Origin of the sequence: Pseudoalteromonas distincta, from assembly GCF_000814675.1 — a bacterium.
Taxonomy (GTDB): Bacteria; Pseudomonadota; Gammaproteobacteria; order Enterobacterales; family Alteromonadaceae; genus Pseudoalteromonas; species Pseudoalteromonas distincta.
In genome coordinates, this window is record NZ_JWIG01000015.1 from 146,547 (window position 1) to 164,533 (window position 17,987).

Consider the following 17,987-nt stretch of genomic DNA (forward strand, 5'->3'; position numbering starts at 1 on the left):
TTCGAGCGTCTCGATGCTTATTATTGATATCAATCAAGGAGATTATTGTGAATAAAACCCCCGGTTTTTACATTGTTATAGCGGCTATTTGCTTAAGTATAGGCTTAATTAGCTTAGGGTTTATTTTAAAAAGTACCGCTTTGAGTGTGAAAGGGATGGAACGTACTGTGCAGGTTAAGGGATTGGCCGAGCGAGAAGTAATAGCCGATACGGTAATTTGGCCTCTGCAATTTAGTGATGCCGACAATAACCTTGAAAAATTAGTAAGCCGGGTTGAGAAAAAAAATGATGCGGTAACTGCTTTTTTAAAACTCCATGGTTTTGACGACGATGAAATAACAATAGGTAGCCAGTCAGTTATTGATAAGCAAGCACGTGAATACAGCAATGAAAATCAGCAATTTAGATACATAGTGCGCTCAAATATTATTGTTTATTCTGCTGCGCCAGATAAAGTGCAAAACGCGCTGAGTAAAGTAAGCCAGCTTGCTAAACAAGATATCGCAATAGTGCAAGATAGCTACGAAACAAAAGTTGAATACATCTTTACTGGCCTCAATGACGTAAAGCCTGCGATGGTGCAAGAAGCAACTGAAAAAGCGCGTGAAGTCGCTAATAAATTTGCTAAAGACTCTAATTCAAAATTAGGCAAAATAAAAACAGCTCGCCAAGGGCAATTTAGTATCAGTAATCGAGATTCAAACACACCGCAAATAAAAAATATAAGAGTGGTAACCAGTGTTGAATATTATTTAAATGACTAGGAAATAATATGTCAGAGTCTAAATATGGCCAGTTTGTTCTGGCGCCCCGTTCGTATTTTTTCACTGCTATAGCGAGCGTAGTATTTGCGTTTATAGGCTTTAGTTATAATGCATGGCGGATGGAGGCAAGTGAAGATAACAACAATACACGCATTGCTAGCTTTCAAATCTTACAAGAACTAGCCGAGCTTGAGCTTATTGTATTTGCGGCACATTACGATAATAACAAAATAGATGGCAGCCCCAGAAAAGGCTGGGTTAAAGTTAACTTAATTCATGACTTAAGCTACTTAGCCGTTGATAAAGTACATTTAAAAACAAAAGACTTACAAAAGGTCTGGCAAACAAATTGGCCAAATATGGTTGATCACCAAAGTGCTGCACAATCTATTACACATGCCATAGACAGTGTGCGTACAGAAGTTGTGAGTGAATTAAAGCGCCTTGATTAAGTGAGCAACTTGCGCCGTTGAGCGTTGCAAGTAAGCGGCGCTCAGTAAAATTGTGGTCTCGTTAACTTTTTGCCCTTTTATTACGTTGGCAAGCTGTTGTTTAGCGTTAGGATTTTGTTTTTGCTCTATTTCCATTAATGCTAACAAAGCTGAAAATTCATGCTTTACCGGTGTGCTAGGTTTATTTGCATAGGCTATGTAGCAGGCAACCGGTGTTAATCCATGAGAGTTGGGCTGCGCCAGCGCTTTAGCTAACTCATCATTTGATTCAAACAACATCAAAGAGCGCACATAGTTAAATGGCAGCTTTGTAGCATCGGCATGCTTAAACACATTGTGCAGTACGTTATTTCCTTGTGTATCTTGTACTAAAAAGCCTTTATTTACTTTCAGCGCAGGGGTAAAAAAGCTCAATGCGTCAATATTAGTGAGTTGATTAATAAATGGAGAAGGCGCTGTGTTAGAGCTTAATATCCGCGTTGCTATGTTTTGCATAAAGTCATACTTAACACTCAACCGTTGGGCGCTGTCATATAAATGGTTAAGCTGCAAAGTTTGCTGAGCAGGGCTTAACTGCTTAAAGTCGTTATCGAGCTCATTTAACTGTTGCTTTGAAATACGCGCATTAAGTAGTTGTATGCTTAAATCCATTATTATTTCCAAAAATCTTTTTTACTACTATAAAACAAAAAAGGCCGCAAATGCGACCTTTCATATTTAAAGCAATTGTTTAAATTGGTTTTAAGCTTTTTTGCTTGCTACCCATTCATTAACAAAGTTCTCTAGTACATTTAGTGGTACAGGACCATTTTTAAGCACTACGTCGTGGAACTGACGAATATCAAACTTATCACCCAGTTGCTTTTTAGCGTCTTCACGAAGCTCTAAAATCTTAAGCATACCCACTTTATAAGCCGTTGCTTGTGAAGGCATTACAATGTGACGCTCAACCATTTTAACACCGTCAGATGTTGCATTAGGCGTGTTATTTACGTAGTAATCAATACCTTCTTGGCGAGTCCACTTCATCGCGTGAATACCCGTATCAACCACTAGACGACATGCGCGCCATAGCTCCATTGAAAGACGACCAAAATCTGAGTAAGGGTCTGAGTACATGCCCATTTCTTTAGGAATGAACTCTGAGTATAAACCCCAACCTTCAATATACGCTGTGTAGCCACCAAATTTACGGAACTTAGGAACGCCTTCTAGCTCTTGCGAAATAGCGATTTGCATGTGGTGACCCGGAATACCTTCGTGGTAAGCAAGTGCTTCCATTTGATATGTTGGCATAGCTTCCATGTCATAAAGGTTAGCGTAGTAAATACCTGGGCGTGAACCATCTGGAGCTGGCTGTTGGTAAAATGCTTTGCCCGCTGCTTTTTCACGGAATGCTTCAACTGCTTTTACTTTTAAATCAGCTTTTGGTTTAACAATGAATAACTCATCTAAGCGTGTTTTCATTGTATCAATAAGTCCAGTGGCTTCATCAAGGTAGCGTTGCTTACCTTGTGCATCATTAGGGTAGTAAAATTGTTTGTCAGTTTTCATAAACTGCATAAACGCTTTTAAGTCGCCTTTAAAGCCTACTTTATCTTTAATTTCACGCATTTCATCATGAATACGTGTCACTTCAGATAAACCAATTGCATGAATTTCTTTAGCCGTTAAATCTGTTGTTGTAGTGCGCTTAAGTGCGTTGTTATAAAACGCTTCGCCATCTGGTAATTTCCATGCGCCATCGCGATCATCAGCACGTTTCTCAAGCTGCGCTAGGTAATTAATTAGCTTAGAGTAAGATGGTTTAACAGCCGATTTTAATGCATCTGATGCATCGCTGATTAACGAGTCTTTTTCGTCTTGGCTAATTTCAAGCGCTGTTACTTTGCGTTTAAAGTCAGCAAGCAATGTAGAATCATCGCCTTTTTCGAATGGTGCACCGTGAATAATGTTTTTGCTTGAATCAATAACATGCGGGAACACAAATTTAGGAGCAATAATCCCCTTATCAGCACGAGTTTCTAAGTCAGTAATTAGCTGATCAATAACACCAGTTACACCATTTAGGCGTGAAATGTAGTCTTTAGCTTCTTTTACATTACTAATTGAGTGCTGATTAATTAAAAACGCAGGGATCATCGAATGCGTACCAAACATTTGGTTCACAGGGTAATTATGGTAGCGCCATTTAAAGTCAGCAATTGAGCTTTCAAGATCCTGTTTTTTTAAGTCGTAGCTAACTTTTGTTGCATCATCTAATAAATCACGATTAATTGCTTTTAATGCAACTAGGTCAGCTTTTGTTTGTGCTAAATCTTTGAGCTTTCTTTCTTCGCTGCCATCGTCCCATTTATCGTAATCTTGCTTAATCCCCATGTATGTTTGATATACAGGGCTGCTCATTACATCGCGGTTAAATGTATCTTCAAAAAATGCATTGGCTTTGTCTATTTCACTTTGTTGTGATTGAACTGCTTGTGCAATAGGGGCTGAAGTAGATTGTTGTGTTGTTTGCTGGCAACCAGCAAGTAGTGCAACGCTTACTGCGGCCGCAATAAAAGTGAGTTTACGCATTGTTTTCCCTTTTGTTGTTAGAAACCCATTAGGGTGATTTATATTTATTAGTTTTATATTGTTGTGCAGTGCCTTAGCGCTACACAAACAATTCTAGCAGGTCATTTAAAAAGCGATGACCTTTTAAGGTTACCTGCCAATGGCTGTCTGTTTGAGTCAATAAACCTTTATTTATTGCTTGGTTTAATGCACTTTGCTGACTTTGCAGCGGCAGTGTTGTTAGTTTATTAAAATCATTAATTGGGCAAGGCTCAACAAGGCGAAAGCGATTCATAAAAAATTCAAACGCTAAATCGTCTTGCTCTACATGCCAGCTTTTATACATATACGGTTTAATTAAATCCATATAGCCGCGTGGATGTTTAACCTTTTCGGTACGCGTTATAAGCCCTGTATTTGCATCAGTAACCTTACCATGTGCGCCGCAGCCAATACCGAGATAATCGCCAAAGCGCCAATAATTTAAGTTATGTTGGCATTGATAGCCCGGTTTTGCATAGCCCGATATTTCGTATTGCACGTAACCTGCTTGCGCGAGTAACTCGACCCCTTGCTCTTGAATGTCCCACAGTGTTTCATCTTGTGGCAAGGTAGGGGGCTTTGAAGCAAACTGAGTATTGGGTTCAATAGTTAATTGATACCAAGATATATGCGGTGGATCGAGCGCTATTATTTGTTTTAAATCACTCAGAGCATCATCAAGTGTTTGCCCAGGTAAGCCATGCATTAAATCAAGGTTAAAGCTATTTAAACGGGCTTCCTTAGCCTGTTGCGCGGCATAGTTTGCCTCGTCGCTGCCATGAATCCGACCAAGTGCTTTTAACTTGTCGTTTTGCATGCTTTGCACACCGATAGAAATACGGTTAATGCCTGCTTTTACGTAATCTTTAAAGCGACCTGTTTCTACTGTACCAGGGTTGGCTTCAAGGGTTATTTCGCAGTGTTCTTCAAGCCCAATTAGGTTGTCGACTTCATTTAATAAACGGGTATAAGCTGCACCAGTTAATAGGCTCGGAGTGCCGCCACCAATAAAAATGCTGTGAATTTTACGTCCTTGCACTAAGTGCAAATCTGCTTTTAAGTCATCAATTAAGTGTTGAACATATTCAGCTTCAGGTATATCACCTTTTTGTCCGTGGCTATTAAAATCGCAGTACGGGCATTTTTGCACGCACCAAGGCACGTGCACATATAAGCTCAGTGGTGGAAGGTTCACAGGCCGCCTTTTTGCTGTAGTTCTAGTAATAATTTTTGCAGCGCTTGTCCGCGATGACTCACTGCATTTTTTTGCTCTTTTGTAAGCTCAGCACTCGTACAATTTTTCTCTGCTACAAAAAACACAGGATCGTAACCAAATCCACCGTTGCCATTTTGAGTGAGCGTAATTTCGCCCTCCCAACTAGCACTACAAATAAGCGGAGTAGGGTCGTCTGCGTGGCGCATTAACACCAGTACACACCAAAAGCGTGCACTGCGAATAGGGTTATCACCTAAATCTACAAGTAACTTATCAATGTTATCTTGATCGCTGGCACCTGGGCCTGCAAAACGGGCTGAGTAAACACCGGGTGCGCCATTTAGGCCATCAACTTCCAAACCTGAGTCATCGGCAATAGCTGGCATGCCAGTAATTTTAGCGGCATGGCGCGCTTTAATAATGGCATTTTCAACAAAGGTAGTGCCGGTTTCGGCAACTTCACCTACGTTAAAATCGCTCTGTGGAACTACATTAATATTCAAAGGGCTTAGCATGTTAGCTAGCTCTTTTACTTTGCCAGGGTTACCTGTAGCAAGTACTAAAGTTTTGGTCATGTTATTAATCTACGTAAAATTTTTGCTGAAACTGTAATTTTTGAAATTGATTACTTTGTTGTATTTCAATCTCAAAGCGTAAAATCTCTTCGTTGGTGTAATCAACTTGGGCAAGGTAATAAATTGACTCACCTTCTTTTATTTCTTTAAAAGTAAGCGTTTGTTTGTTGCCAAGTAGGTTTTTAGCTGTGCCTGTAAGCTTTGCCGTTTGTGCTGTTTTATTAGCATCATTTTTTAATATAGAAATGTTTACAACCCCTTTGTAGCCACTGCGCTCAAGGTTGTACGCTTTTGCTATTTTTGGCTGAATAAAAGTAGAAGGAAAGGCGATGTAATGGACTTGCCAAGGGCCAAGCTCTTTGTATTGTGCGCCTTGCATTTCTTCGCTTTGCGCGTTAAATGCAAATGCTAAACAAGCAATAAAACAAAACTTAATTAAACGGTTCATTATGTATTCCTCAAAACATATAAAAAAGAGGCCTTTGGGCCTCTAATTAAAAAATCTATATTAGACTAAAAAATCCATAAGCAGCATTTGCAAAAACTGAATGCCAATAATAAGCACTAAAACTGATAAATCTAAGCCACCCATTGATGGCAATATTTTACGAATTGGTTTTAGCATTGGTTCAGTAAGCTGGTGGAAAACCGCTTCTATAGGGTTATAGCCTTGGCTAACCCAACTTAAAATAGCGCGAATAATAAGTACCCAAAATACTAAATTAAGGCCTTCTTTTAGTACCGTTATAAGTGCTTGAATAAGCACAGGCTGTATTGCCCACGCATTATATATAACAAGCATTAAAGTACTAATTTTGGCTACAGCCACTATAAATGCCAGCAACAGAGATGCTAGATCAAGTCCGCCAAACCCCGGAATGATTTTACGCAGTGGTTTTACCGCAAACGAAGTGGCTTTAACCACAAACTGGCTCATTGGATTATAAAAGTCGGCTTTTGCCCACTGCAGCCAAAAGCGCAGTAATACCACCATTAAAAACAAATCAAACAGGGTACTGATTAAAAATTGCATGGCATTCATAGTGTAACCTTCAATAAAAAAGTGGTTTTAAAGTTCTTTTTCCATTTGCTCTGCACGCGCAATACACGCATCCATTGCATCGCCAACGGTTTTAGTTAAGCCTTCGTCTTTTAAGTGCTCAACAGCTGCGTGAGTAGTACCGCCTTTAGATGTTACGTTTGAACGTAGTTGCGAAATACTAATATCAGGCTGGCTAAGTGCCATTTCGGCGGCGCCAAGGGCTGTTTGTTGTACCAGGCGACGAGCGTCTTCATCGTTAAAGCCCAGCGCTTTAGCTTTTTCTTCTATGGCTTCCATAAATAAGAAAAAGTAAGCAGGTGATGAGCCGGTTACAGCAATAATATCGTTAATTTGTGACTCTTTTTCCACCCATACAACAATGCCCGTGCATTCAAAAACTTGTTGTACAAATTCGTGTTCGCTTGGTGTTTCGCCCGCACCATATAAACCTGATACTCCGCGACCTAATAAAGATGGCGTGTTTGGCATGCAACGTACCATTTTAACGTCTTGGCCTAGCATTTCACGCAAACGTTTTACAGTTAAGCCCGCAGCAACAGAAATAAACAGTTTATCGCTAAAATCTACGCCCGACTCTTGAAACGATTTACATAAATCGCCCATCATTTGTGGTTTAACAGACAAAACAATTACATCAGCATCGCGCAGGGCTTCGTTATTGTCACTGGTGGTTTGCACCTTGAAATCAAATGCTACCTTTTCAAGCTTTTCTTGGTTGCGGTTAGTCGCAATTATGTTACTTGCGTTAAAGCCGTTTTTTACCATGCCACCAATAATGGCGTAGCTCATATTACCTGTGCCTATAAATGCGATTTTTTTATCTGACATAAATCTGTTATCACCTTTTAAGTTCGTGTTCCAAAAATGTCTGTGCCGATCCTTACCATGGTTGAGCCTGCGCTAATGGCAGCTTCAACATCGTTACTCATACCCATCGACAAAGTATCTACTTGAGGATATTGGGTCTTTAGTTTATCAAAGCAAGTTTGTAATTGCTCAAAAGATTGAATTTGCGTATCCAGTTTGTTGCTTTTAGCGGGAATTGCCATTAAACCTCGAAGTGTTAAGTGCTCACATTGGTTAATATAATCGGCAAGTTCATCTATTTCATCGCGGCGGCAACCTGACTTTGCTTCCTCATTACTTATATTTACTTGAATAAGTATATTAAGAGGCGGTTTATCGTCTGGGCGCTGTGAATCTAATCGCCTTGCTATTTTAATGCGATCAACACTTTGCACCCAATCAAAGTTAGCAGCTACTAATGCACTTTTATTTGATTGAATAGGGCCAATGAAATGCCAAATGATGTCGCTATATGACTGTAGTTGAGCTATTTTATCTATAGCCTCTTGAACATAAGATTCACCAAATTCGCGCTGACCATGCTCATAAGCTGCAATAATATCTTCGCTTGGTTTAGTTTTAGACACTGCTAGTAGAGTAACTTCGTTAGTGTTTCGCTGTGTGTTTTTTGCCGCGTCTGCAATTCTAGCGTAGGCGGATGTGAGTCGTTCTGCTATTGTAACCATATATTTATCAGTTAGTTGTGGAGTCATAAATGGATATTACCGAATTATTAGCGTTTAGTGTGCAACACAAAGCATCCGATTTACATTTATCGTCGGGTGTTTCACCTATGATACGCGTAGACGGTGATGTTCGCCGCATTAATATACCAGCCCTTGCAGACAAAGACGTAAACAGTCTGGTTTACGATATTATGAACGATAATCAACGCAAGGACTACGAACAAAATCTCGAAGTGGATTTTTCGTTTGAGGTGCCTAATTTAGCACGTTTTCGTGTGAATGCGTTTAACTCTAATCGCGGGCCTGCTGCGGTATTTCGTACTATACCAAGTGAAGTGTTAACGCTTGATGATTTAGGCGCGCCAGATATTTTTAAAACAATCTCTGATACCCCACGTGGACTCGTGTTAGTAACAGGCCCAACGGGTTCTGGTAAATCAACAACACTTGCCGCTATGGTCGATTATATAAATCAAAATAAACATCACCATATTCTAACAATAGAAGATCCAATCGAGTTTGTTCACGATAATAAATTAAGTTTAATTAACCAACGTGAAGTTCACCGCGATACACATAGCTTTTCAAACGCGCTACGTAGTGCATTGCGTGAAGACCCTGATGTAATACTTGTGGGTGAGTTACGTGATTTAGAAACAATTCGTCTTGCAATGACTGCTGCCGAAACGGGTCACTTAGTGTTTGGCACGCTACATACAACATCTGCACCAAAAACTATTGACCGTATTATTGATGTATTCCCAGGTGAAGAAAAAGCTATGGTGCGCTCAATGTTATCTGAATCTTTACGTGCGGTAATTTCACAAACACTGCTTAAAAAAATTGGTGGTGGGCGAGTTGCAGCACACGAAATTATGATTGCAGTTCCTGCTATTCGTAACTTAATTCGTGAAGATAAAATTGCACAAATGTATTCGTCTATTCAAACCGGTGCGTCTGTGGGCATGCAAACAATGGATCAGTGTTTAACTAATTTAGTTAATCACGGTATTGTTACAAATGCGGCAGCGAAAGAAAAAGCGCAAGACAAAACACAATTTGGTGGGTAAGAAATTATTATGGCTTTATCTTTAAACGACTTTTTACTCATAATGATTGAGAAAAAGGGTTCTGACCTATTTGTATCGAGTCAGTTACCTGTAAGTGCAAAAATAAACGGCGAGCTAATAGCTCTCAGTGACGATAGACTGACTGATGAGCAATCGCTTGAGTTAGTAGAATCTGCAATGAGCGAAAAGCAAAAAGCAGAGTTTCATACAACGAAAGAATGTAACTTTGCGATTGCTACCGACGAAGGGCGTTTTCGTATTTCTGCTTTTTGGCAGCGCGATAGAGCAGGTATGGTTATTCGCCGTATTGTGACGCAAATTCCTGATGTGAGTGATTTAGGTCTGCCGTCTACGCTGACAGATGTAATTATGTCTAAACGCGGTCTTGTCTTGTTTGTAGGTGGTACAGGTACGGGTAAATCGACCTCACTAGCTGCACTTATTGGTTATCGAAACCGTAATCAACGAGGTCATATACTGACCATTGAAGATCCGATTGAATTTGTTCATGAGCATCGTAAAAGTATTATTACTCAGCGCGAAGTAGGGCTTGATACAGAAAGCTTTGAGTCGGCACTTAAAAGCTCATTACGCCAAGCTCCAGATGTTATTTTGATTGGTGAAATTCGATCGCAAGAAACCATGGAATACGCCCTAAGCTTTGCTGAAACCGGACACCTGTGTGTTGCAACACTACATGCTAATAATGCGAACCAAGCGATTGACCGTATTATGCATTTAGTACCAAAAGAAAAACACGATAAGCTTAAGTACGACTTAGCACTTAACTTACGCGCCATTGTTGCTCAGCAATTAGTACCGACTGCTGATGGTGAAAGCCGTGTTGCAGCTATTGAAATATTGCTTAACTCACCAATGGTCGCTGAACTGATTAAAAATGGTGATATTGGCGGAATTAAAGAGGCAATGGCTAAGTCGAAAGAAATGGGCATGCAAACCTTTGACCAAGCGTTATTTGAGTTGTACAGACAGCAGCGAATTAACTACGCTGATGCACTGCACCATGCTGACTCGCCAAATGATTTACGCTTAATGATAAAACTGCGCAATAACGAACAACAAGGTGCGGGCTTTTTACAGGGCGTTACTATTGATGGCCTTGATGATAAAAATAGCGATCAATAATTTAAAAAGTAATTAATGAAAAAGCGCCAATTGGCGCTTTTTTTATTTGTATAAAGGGTTATTTATACCAACCTGCATAAATCTTTGATCAATTTAACGAATTAAATTGCACTATAACCTCGTTAAAAGTTTTTTATTTAGAACAACTAGATATAAAAACTTTTGCCTAGTTCTAGCGTAATTTTCTTAACGTTAAATAGACCCCATATATAAGCAGATTGGTATTATATAGCCAGCTTATTCGCCGTAACTAGACTCAAAAAAGCTTTCTAAAATAATAACCGCAGACATATTATCTACGTTACCTTTACCTAAGTTTTTATAGCCGCCACTTTCAAAAAGTCGCGCTTTAGCATCCGCTGTTGTTAAACGCTCATCCTGTGTTTGCACAGGAATGCCATAATGATTATGCAATCTGTTGGCAAACTTTTTTGCTTTAAAAGTAACCTCTTGTGATGTTCCATCCATATTCAGTGGTAAACCAACAACCATTAAGTCAGGCTGCCACTCGGCTACTTGTACGGCGATATGGTCCCAATTAGGAATGCCATCTTGTGCTTTTACAGCCTTAAGGCTAGACGCACTGCCGGTTAACTCTTGCCCAATAGCAATACCAATACTTTTGGTGCCAAAGTCAAAGCCCATTACAGTGCGTTCGCCTTGCGGCTTAAGCGATTTTTTTGTCATGTGTATCTTGTTTAAGTTTGCTAAGGGTTAGTTACTATTATGCGTGACCAGCTTCAGGGCTAAGTTGGCTAATATCAAAGCCCAACATTGAAACTGCTTTTTCCCATCGTTTTTCAACGGGGGTATCAAAAATGATCTTCGGATCGGCTTCTATGATCAACCAGCTGTTATCAAGTAACTCTTGTTCGAGTTGTCCTTGCTCCCACCCTGAATAACCAAGTGTAATAATAAACTGCTCTGGTGCTTGTGCAGTGGTTAAGTTTGCTAAAACGTCTTTTGAGGTAGTGATCATAATATCGCTACTGAGTTTCTGACTTGCTGAATAACCCGATTGGGGAGAGTGCAGTACAAAACCACGGTCAGTTTTAACGGGCCCACCTGCAAACACACTTACTTTTGCTGCGTTTTGCGTTTTGTCGTTATCAATTTCTATTTTATCTAAAAGTTCGCCAACAGTAACATCAATAGGTTGGTTTATTACCAAACCCATAGCCCCATCTTCATTGTGCTCACAAATATAGGTAACAGCACGTTTAAAAAAAGGGTCTTGCATTGACGGCATCGCGATTAAAAAATGATTTTCTAATGACTGCATAGATTTCACCCTTTTTAGTTAATGAACTTTGAGTATGGCATAGTTATTTAAATTGACATAAAAAGCCCATTAATTGCATGAAAGGCTTAAACTAATGGGCTTTTTATTGTGGTAATTACTTACCTAATTTACGCTCAATCGCATCAAATAAAATACCTGTGATAGAAATATCATAAGCAGCTTCAATTTCGCGTACGCACGTTGGTGCAGTTACGTTAATTTCAGTTAATTTATCGCCAATAATATCTAAACCTACAAATATTAAGCCTTTTTCTTTGAGCGTTGGTGCAACAGCTTGCGCTATTTTTAAATCTGATTCGCTAAGTGGACGAGCTTCGCCTCGACCGCCTGCAGCCAAATTACCGCGTGTTTCACCATTTTGCGGTATACGCGCTAAACAATATGGAATAACTTCGCCATCAACTACTAGTACGCGCTTATCGCCTTGTTTGATCTCTGGAATGTAATTTTGCACCATTGCGAAGCGGCTACCGTGCTCGGTTAACGTTTCACAAATTACACCAATGTTGGCATCGTCTTCTCTAATGCGAAAAATAGATGCGCCACCCATGCCATCAAGCGGTTTTAAAATAATGTCTTTATGCTGTGCTAAAAATTCACGAATTTGTTTTTGGCTACGTGTAACAAGTGTGTCTGGCGTATGTTCGCTAAACCATGCTGTAAATAGCTTTTCGTTAGCATCGCGAAGGCTTTGTGGCTTGTTAATTATTAACGTACCTTCTTGTTCAGCCCGCTCTAAAATATACGTCGCGTAAATGTATTCAGTATCAAAAGGAGGGTCTTTACGCATTAAAATTACGTCAAGATCGGCAAGGGCTATAGTGGTTTCTTCTTCAAGCTCATACCATTTTTCTGCATTATTAAACACTTGCGCTTTAGACGCTGTAGCGTACGACTTACCTTTACGAAGAGATAAATCGTCCATCTCCATATAATAAATTTCGTAGCCACGTTCTTGCGCTTGCATCATCATTGCAAAACCGGTGTCTTTTTTGATGTTAAATCCACTAATAGGATCAGAAATAATACCTAACTTAATTGCCATGCGCTGTGCCTTACTATAAATGTTACTGTTTATATGAGGGTGCTTTTAGTTATTTCAATTAGCTAAATCGCCAAATTGAAGTTGTAATGCACTTAAGACCGTTAAAGCGGCTGTTTCCGTTCGTAAAACGCGCGGGCCTAAGCGAATATCTACAAATTCTAGTTGTTTGGTTAGTGCCATTTCATCGTCGGTAAAGCCACCTTCTGGGCCTACTAAAAAGCGTACGCCATCTTTAGGTACCGTAATGGTTTTAATGCTGTGCTCAGCACGAGGGTGAAGAGTGAGCTTAATTGCATCGGTTTGTTGTGCAAGCCATTGTTTTAAATCTATAGGTGGGTGAATAATTGGCACAAAATTACGCCCTGACTGCTCAGCCGCGGCAATTGCAATTTTTTGCCATTGTTGGTGTTTTTTCTCAAGACGATCGCCCATTAGTTTTACACCACAGCGCTGACTAAAAATAGGGGTAATTTCGGTAATGCCCAGTTCAACTGACTTTTGAATTGTAAAATCCATTTTATCACCACGGGATACACACTGGCCTAAATGAATTTTAAGCGGAGACTCTACATCATGAGGATTAAGTTCTAATGGCATCACGACGACGGTTTTTTTTGTTACCTCAATTATTTCACTAAGGTATTCGCCACCTTCGCCATTAAAAATAGATACATGCTCGCCTACTTTCATGCGCAGCACTCTGCCAATATGCCCTGCAGCATCGTCATCTAAAGTTACAGGGGTGTTTAGGGCAATACTCGATGTTTGATAAATATGAGGAACTCGCATAGGGCGTCACTTACTACATAGCGTAAAAATATATATTGCTATGGTAAGTAAGCTGGGGGCTGTGCGCAATTATTTATTTTTATTAAGTTGTTCGGCGAGATCTATTAAATCTTGTGGGGTGTGCGCTATATCGTGATGATTTTGCGAAGGTTCCGTTAACGTCTCATCGGTAACCCGGCTTAGTGTATAGCCTGTATCATCAAGATTTATTAAAAAGCGTTCTTCATGTAAGGAGTTATAAATAAAGCGCTGCTTATCACTTGCGAGTAAATAATCGGTGCTATTGAAAAGGACTCCGTGTAAATCGTGATGATCTTTTAAATAATTAATTAACTCAGAAACGCTTATTTCGTTTTCAAGATCGCAATAACTATAGTCTTTAATAAGCTCGTCAAACATCATTTTTACTAATTGGCGGGTATTACTCCCTGCAGCAATAAGTGTACTCGCTTTTGTTATGCCATTACTATTTACATAGTATTCGGCAAATGCGCGGCTAAATTCGTTGTCTATGTCAATTAACAAATAGTTCGTTATTTCAGGTGGCATAGAGCTAGGACCTTGTTGCATCTAAGTAATTACCATTATTACTTAAATGCAGACGTTTTAATTGCTGTATTTTCAGTAAAAAGGTCTAAAGAGAAAACATACTAATAAGTAAATAACCTATAGCACAAAAAACAGCAAATTCTATGCATGCTACCCCAATATTATCTTGATGGTCTATTTCAAGAGCCGTATCAATATTTGGTAAAGAGATAATTTTTATCACATACGTTAAGCTGTAAAGTAGTATCCACATTACACCGCAATGCATTACAAGTGTAAATATGTTTTCAACCATTTTACCGTTTTGAAATGCTGCGCTAGATAAACCAGCATATACAGCCAACGCTAAGCCAATTGATTTTCCAGCATATCTTATACCAATAGATGTATTTTCTAGGTTAAAGTTACTTTGTAGTGACGCACCTTGGTTTGCTTTTGCAAAACGGTGTTCTCGTATTTTGCTATCAAGTGCAAACATCCCCTGGAGTGTAAAAAAGCTAACGCAAGCAATAAGTAAGTTGCTAAACCCTTGCGTGTGGGTCCACGTGTACAAGCCCAGTGCAATAATACAGTTAGCGATTAACATTCCTGAGTCTACCAATGCAGCACATACATTTTGTTTTAGTATGGCAGCTTCTTCATTAAACCTGTGGAGTATCCATTTTCTGTGAATTAAATGGCCCACTTTTATAAAAGTGAATAAGAGAACAATAATAATTAACACTTTTAACGGGTTTGACTGTGCCGTGCTTACGCTTATTTCGTCAAATAAAAAGGCTATAGTGGCTATAACGACTGATATTTCAGATGCAAAACTAATACCCATGGCAAAGTTGTCGTGTTGCGCTAACTCATCTTTAAGCGCTTGTTTTGCTTTGATTTGAGTGACAACTCGTAAACAAAAAATAGTTATGCAAATAACCGCAAAACTAATGGCAATCGCAATAAAACTAGTGTTAGATAAAGACAAATATGACATGGTGATCCTAATTAAGTTAACCTTTCTAGGTTTTAATCATTCTAGTACGGTTATTGATGATATAAAAGAGAGGATTGATGAGTAACGTAAAGCAACTTCCTATTCAATTACAAAAACTTGGCTTGATGCGCTTTGAACAGTTATACCCGCAGCAAAGTAAACAAAGTGAAGTTGTAAGGTTATTAGCATTAAGCGACTTTGCTTGGCGCAGTTTAGAGTCACAACCTGATTTAAATACCTGGCTATTATGCAAAGACGAAATACAAAATAGAGTAATAGATTCTCCTTTTAAAAACCTGAATTTAGCTGACCTTGATGAAGCACAGTGTCATAAAGTACTTCGTCAATATCGTGAAAAGTACTGGCTTAAAGTCGCCTTTTTAGATTTATGCTGTAACAACCCCATTGCCGATAGTATTAATTACATAAGCCAACTGGCTGACATGTTAATTAATAGCGCCAACCAATGGGCGCATGCACAGGTGGCAAAAGTAAATGGTGAACCGCTTGATGAGCAAAACCAAGCAATGCCGCTAATGGTATTGGGGATGGGGAAGCTTGGCGGACAGGAGCTAAATTATTCCTCTGATATTGATCTTATTTTTGCGTATCCGCGCAGCACAAAAACCCAAGGTGGCCGCAGAAGCCTTGAGGCCCAAGTATTTTATACCAAAGTTGCACAAAAACTGATTGCAGCACTTAACCAAGCCACCGGTGATGGGCAGGTATTTAGAGTTGATATGCGCTTACGTCCGTTTGGCGAAAGCGGCCCTTTGGTTATGAGCTTTAATGCCATTGAAGATTACTACCAAGAACAAGGGCGCGACTGGGAACGCTACGCCATGTTAAAAGGGCGCTTAATTGGCACCCCTAATAAATATTGGGATGAATTTATTAAGCTTTTAAAGCCGTTTGTTTACCGCCGGTATATTGATTTTTCGGTGATTGAATCCTTGCGTAAAATGAAGTTAATGATTGCACAAGAGGTTCGCCGTAAACGCTTAACTAATAATATAAAACTAGGCGCTGGTGGTATTCGTGAAGTTGAATTTATAGTGCAAGCCCTGCAAATGGTAAGAGGTGGGCGAGAGGCTAATTTACAAACCCAATCTTTACTCAAAGCATTAAATGAGTTGGCACTTAACCAAGTTATAGATGAGCAAGAAGCAAGCGAGCTGAGGCGCAATTACCTTTATTTACGTAAAGTTGAGCAGTACCTTCAAATATTTGACGATCAGCAAACGCAAACACTCCCCGATGATGAATTGAATCAGCAACGCTTAAATTTATTATTAGAACAAGCTGATTTTTCTGCCACTTTAAACACTATAGAAAAGGTGATGAAACAAGTTAACGGTGAGTTTGCACTTGTGATTGGCGAGGAAACCGTGCCACTTGATACCTGTGAAGGCGCATTTATTAGTGCTTGGGATCATGGTGATGTGAGCTTTTTAAAAGAAGCCAGAGATGAATGGCAAGCACCCCTTAACGATTTTAAATTAAGGCTGTCTAAGGTAAATATAGGTAACCGAGGGCGTGACACTCTTGATAAGTTAATGCCCGTTTTACTAAATCAATTAAATGACTTTAATGCCAGTGCAGCAGCCTTCACAATGGTTTGCCAAATTTTTAATAAGATAATTTCGCGTACTGCCTATTTAGAATTGCTTTACGAAAACCAAGGTGCATTAAAGCAACTTGTTTTACTGTGTTGTCATAGCAAATGGATAGGCGAGCATATTTCTCGCTACCCCATATTACTTGATGAACTAATAGACCCCGCAGTTCTTTATAAGCCAACCCCGCTCACTGCGTATAAAGATGAAATAAGACAGTATTTTTTACGAATAGAGCATGACGATTTAGAACTGCAAATGGAGTCGCTTAGGCAATTTAAGCAAACGCATCAATTACGAATTGCTGCCGCCGATGCAACCGGTGTTCTTGACGTAATGAAAGTAAGCGATCATTTAACCGTACTGGCTGAGGCGATTGTTGACCAAGCTGTTAATATTGCATGGCATAACACTGTTAAGCGCTTTGGTATGCCCCCTGGCACAGATGATGAAAATAAAGGTTTTGCTGTTATTGCATATGGTAAAACAGGTGGTTTAGAAGTCGGGTACGACTCAGATCTAGATTTGGTGTTTGTGCATAATCATGATGGCTCAAGCCTTACTAATGGTGAAAAACCGATAGATTCTCGTCAGTTTTATTTAAAGCTCGCTCAGCGCTTAATGCATTTATTTAATACCCGTACTGCATCGGGCATTTTATACGAGCTTGATACGCGATTACGTCCTGAAGGAGCCTCTGGTTTATTGGCTATCAATTTAGAGAGCTTTAATCACTATCAGCAAACTCAAGCATGGACGTGGGAGCATCAAGCACTTGTTCGGGCTCGATTAATTTTAGGTCAAAACGATCTGATAGATCGTTTTTCACAAATTCGTAAAAATATACTTTGCCAGCCACGCGATGATACCGTGCTAAAAGCTGATGTAATAAAAATGCGCGAAAAAATGCGCGACCATCTAGCGAAGGGAAATATTGATCAATTTGATTTAAAACAAGATGTTGGTGGTATGGCTGATATTGAGTTTATTACGCAATATTTAGTACTTAAACACGCAAACGAGTTTGAACAGCTTACAGTTTACTCAGATAACGTAAGAATATTAACGGATGCGGCAAATATAGGTTGTATTACTAAAGAGCAAAAGCAGCAGTTGATAAAAGCGTATATTGATTACCGCTCGTGTTATCACGTGTTGAGCTTGGAGCAAAAAGGTAAATTGATCCCGCGAGAAACGTTTTTACAAGATATTACTAACGTAACTAATATTTGGAATAGTATTTTTGAATTGAATTGAATTGAATTGAATTGAAAAACCCAAGCGCTTGCT

At 39.4% G+C, this 17,987-nt stretch carries 19 protein-coding genes; 5 read left to right on the plus strand and 14 right to left on the minus strand.

What is annotated here, in order from left to right:
- The first annotated feature begins 47 nt into the window (after positions 1–47).
- Positions 48–764, plus strand: a complete 717-nt coding sequence (locus QT16_RS10185) for an SIMPL domain-containing protein (protein WP_002962579.1) — start codon at positions 48–50, stop codon at positions 762–764.
- A gap of 8 nt (positions 765–772) precedes the next feature.
- On the plus strand, positions 773–1,216 hold the full coding sequence (locus tag QT16_RS10190; protein WP_039488311.1) for a hypothetical protein: 444 nt from the start codon (positions 773–775) through the stop codon (positions 1,214–1,216).
- Here QT16_RS10190 and QT16_RS10195 read toward each other — a convergent pair.
- From QT16_RS10195 to QT16_RS10230, 8 genes are all read right to left on the minus strand, one after another.
- Positions 1,199–1,867: a hypothetical protein gene (locus QT16_RS10195; RefSeq protein WP_002962577.1), complete on the minus strand. Its 669-nt coding sequence runs from the start codon at positions 1,865–1,867 to the stop codon at positions 1,199–1,201. The two genes, QT16_RS10190 and QT16_RS10195, sit on opposite strands and share 18 nt — an antisense overlap.
- A 90-nt stretch (positions 1,868–1,957) precedes the next feature.
- Positions 1,958–3,793, minus strand: a complete 1,836-nt coding sequence (locus tag QT16_RS10200; RefSeq protein ID WP_039488312.1) for a DUF885 domain-containing protein — start codon at positions 3,791–3,793, stop codon at positions 1,958–1,960.
- A 79-nt stretch (positions 3,794–3,872) separates the two neighbouring features.
- Positions 3,873–5,009 (minus strand): radical SAM family heme chaperone HemW, encoded by a 1,137-nt coding sequence (gene hemW, locus QT16_RS10205; protein WP_039488313.1) that lies wholly within the window; start codon positions 5,007–5,009, stop codon positions 3,873–3,875.
- Positions 5,006–5,605, minus strand: a complete 600-nt coding sequence (locus tag QT16_RS10210; protein ID WP_039488314.1) for an XTP/dITP diphosphatase — start codon at positions 5,603–5,605, stop codon at positions 5,006–5,008. Before QT16_RS10210 ends, hemW begins: the two co-directional genes overlap by 4 nt.
- A gap of 4 nt (positions 5,606–5,609) precedes the next feature.
- Entirely contained in the window at positions 5,610–6,053 is a 444-nt protein-coding gene (locus QT16_RS10215; protein WP_039488315.1) for a DUF4426 domain-containing protein, read from the minus strand.
- A 60-nt stretch (positions 6,054–6,113) separates the two neighbouring features.
- Positions 6,114–6,647: a YggT family protein gene (locus QT16_RS10220; protein ID WP_002962568.1), complete on the minus strand. Its 534-nt coding sequence runs from the start codon at positions 6,645–6,647 to the stop codon at positions 6,114–6,116.
- A 27-nt stretch (positions 6,648–6,674) separates the two neighbouring features.
- Entirely contained in the window at positions 6,675–7,496 is an 822-nt protein-coding gene (gene proC, locus QT16_RS10225; RefSeq protein WP_039488316.1) for a pyrroline-5-carboxylate reductase, read from the minus strand.
- A gap of 17 nt (positions 7,497–7,513) precedes the next feature.
- Positions 7,514–8,227: a YggS family pyridoxal phosphate-dependent enzyme gene (locus tag QT16_RS10230; protein WP_039488317.1), complete on the minus strand. Its 714-nt coding sequence runs from the start codon at positions 8,225–8,227 to the stop codon at positions 7,514–7,516.
- A 2-nt stretch (positions 8,228–8,229) separates the two neighbouring features.
- Here QT16_RS10230 and QT16_RS10235 point away from each other — a divergent pair, with 2 nt between their 5' ends.
- Both QT16_RS10235 and QT16_RS10240 read left to right on the plus strand, forming a co-directional pair.
- Positions 8,230–9,270 (plus strand): type IV pilus twitching motility protein PilT, encoded by a 1,041-nt coding sequence (locus tag QT16_RS10235; protein ID WP_039488318.1) that lies wholly within the window; start codon positions 8,230–8,232, stop codon positions 9,268–9,270.
- 9 nt (positions 9,271–9,279) lie between these two features.
- Positions 9,280–10,416, plus strand: coding sequence for a PilT/PilU family type 4a pilus ATPase (locus QT16_RS10240; RefSeq protein ID WP_002961946.1), 1,137 nt, complete (start codon positions 9,280–9,282; stop codon positions 10,414–10,416).
- A 237-nt stretch (positions 10,417–10,653) separates the two neighbouring features.
- Here the strand turns inward: QT16_RS10240 and ruvX are convergent, their stop codons facing one another.
- The 6 genes from ruvX to QT16_RS10270 form a co-directional block, all read right to left on the minus strand.
- Positions 10,654–11,103: a Holliday junction resolvase RuvX gene (gene ruvX, locus QT16_RS10245; RefSeq protein WP_002961947.1), complete on the minus strand. Its 450-nt coding sequence runs from the start codon at positions 11,101–11,103 to the stop codon at positions 10,654–10,656.
- A 37-nt stretch (positions 11,104–11,140) separates the two neighbouring features.
- Positions 11,141–11,698 (minus strand): YqgE/AlgH family protein, encoded by a 558-nt coding sequence (locus tag QT16_RS10250; protein ID WP_002961948.1) that lies wholly within the window; start codon positions 11,696–11,698, stop codon positions 11,141–11,143.
- 115 nt (positions 11,699–11,813) lie between these two features.
- Entirely contained in the window at positions 11,814–12,764 is a 951-nt protein-coding gene (gshB, locus tag QT16_RS10255) for a glutathione synthase (RefSeq protein ID WP_039488319.1), read from the minus strand.
- A gap of 54 nt (positions 12,765–12,818) precedes the next feature.
- Positions 12,819–13,553, minus strand: coding sequence for a 16S rRNA (uracil(1498)-N(3))-methyltransferase (gene rsmE, locus QT16_RS10260; protein WP_002961950.1), 735 nt, complete (start codon positions 13,551–13,553; stop codon positions 12,819–12,821).
- A 69-nt stretch (positions 13,554–13,622) separates the two neighbouring features.
- Positions 13,623–14,123: a hypothetical protein gene (locus tag QT16_RS10265; protein ID WP_082007357.1), complete on the minus strand. Its 501-nt coding sequence runs from the start codon at positions 14,121–14,123 to the stop codon at positions 13,623–13,625.
- A 64-nt stretch (positions 14,124–14,187) separates the two neighbouring features.
- Positions 14,188–15,081, minus strand: coding sequence for a DUF350 domain-containing protein (locus tag QT16_RS10270; protein WP_039488320.1), 894 nt, complete (start codon positions 15,079–15,081; stop codon positions 14,188–14,190).
- 77 nt (positions 15,082–15,158) lie between these two features.
- On the opposite strand from QT16_RS10270, the gene glnE reads away from it, so the two are divergent.
- A complete protein-coding gene (gene glnE, locus QT16_RS10275; RefSeq protein ID WP_039488321.1) occupies positions 15,159–17,954 on the plus strand; it encodes a bifunctional [glutamate--ammonia ligase]-adenylyl-L-tyrosine phosphorylase/[glutamate--ammonia-ligase] adenylyltransferase in 2,796 nt (931 codons plus the stop codon).
- Positions 17,955–17,987: the final 33 nt, after the last annotated feature.

Bases quoted from the DNA above. Each gene is read 5' to 3' on its own strand.
- QT16_RS10190 (WP_039488311.1), top strand. From the start codon at position 773: ATGTCAGAGTCTAAATATGGCCAGTTTGTTCTGGCGCCCCGTTCGTAT.
- QT16_RS10195 (WP_002962577.1), bottom strand. From the start codon at position 1,867: ATGGATTTAAGCATACAACTACTTAATGCGCGTATTTCAAAGCAACAG.
- QT16_RS10200 (WP_039488312.1), bottom strand. From the start codon at position 3,793: ATGCGTAAACTCACTTTTATTGCGGCCGCAGTAAGCGTTGCACTACTT.
- QT16_RS10210 (WP_039488314.1), bottom strand. From the start codon at position 5,605: ATGACCAAAACTTTAGTACTTGCTACAGGTAACCCTGGCAAAGTAAAA.
- QT16_RS10215 (WP_039488315.1), bottom strand. From the start codon at position 6,053: ATGAACCGTTTAATTAAGTTTTGTTTTATTGCTTGTTTAGCATTTGCA.
- QT16_RS10220 (WP_002962568.1), bottom strand. From the start codon at position 6,647: ATGAATGCCATGCAATTTTTAATCAGTACCCTGTTTGATTTGTTTTTA.
- proC (WP_039488316.1), bottom strand. From the start codon at position 7,496: ATGTCAGATAAAAAAATCGCATTTATAGGCACAGGTAATATGAGCTAC.
- QT16_RS10230 (WP_039488317.1), bottom strand. From the start codon at position 8,227: ATGACTCCACAACTAACTGATAAATATATGGTTACAATAGCAGAACGA.
- QT16_RS10235 (WP_039488318.1), top strand. From the start codon at position 8,230: ATGGATATTACCGAATTATTAGCGTTTAGTGTGCAACACAAAGCATCC.
- QT16_RS10240 (WP_002961946.1), top strand. From the start codon at position 9,280: ATGGCTTTATCTTTAAACGACTTTTTACTCATAATGATTGAGAAAAAG.
- ruvX (WP_002961947.1), bottom strand. From the start codon at position 11,103: ATGACAAAAAAATCGCTTAAGCCGCAAGGCGAACGCACTGTAATGGGC.
- QT16_RS10250 (WP_002961948.1), bottom strand. From the start codon at position 11,698: ATGCAGTCATTAGAAAATCATTTTTTAATCGCGATGCCGTCAATGCAA.
- gshB (WP_039488319.1), bottom strand. From the start codon at position 12,764: ATGGCAATTAAGTTAGGTATTATTTCTGATCCTATTAGTGGATTTAAC.
- rsmE (WP_002961950.1), bottom strand. From the start codon at position 13,553: ATGCGAGTTCCTCATATTTATCAAACATCGAGTATTGCCCTAAACACC.
- QT16_RS10265 (WP_082007357.1), bottom strand. From the start codon at position 14,123: ATGCAACAAGGTCCTAGCTCTATGCCACCTGAAATAACGAACTATTTG.
- QT16_RS10270 (WP_039488320.1), bottom strand. From the start codon at position 15,081: ATGTCATATTTGTCTTTATCTAACACTAGTTTTATTGCGATTGCCATT.
- glnE (WP_039488321.1), top strand. From the start codon at position 15,159: ATGAGTAACGTAAAGCAACTTCCTATTCAATTACAAAAACTTGGCTTG.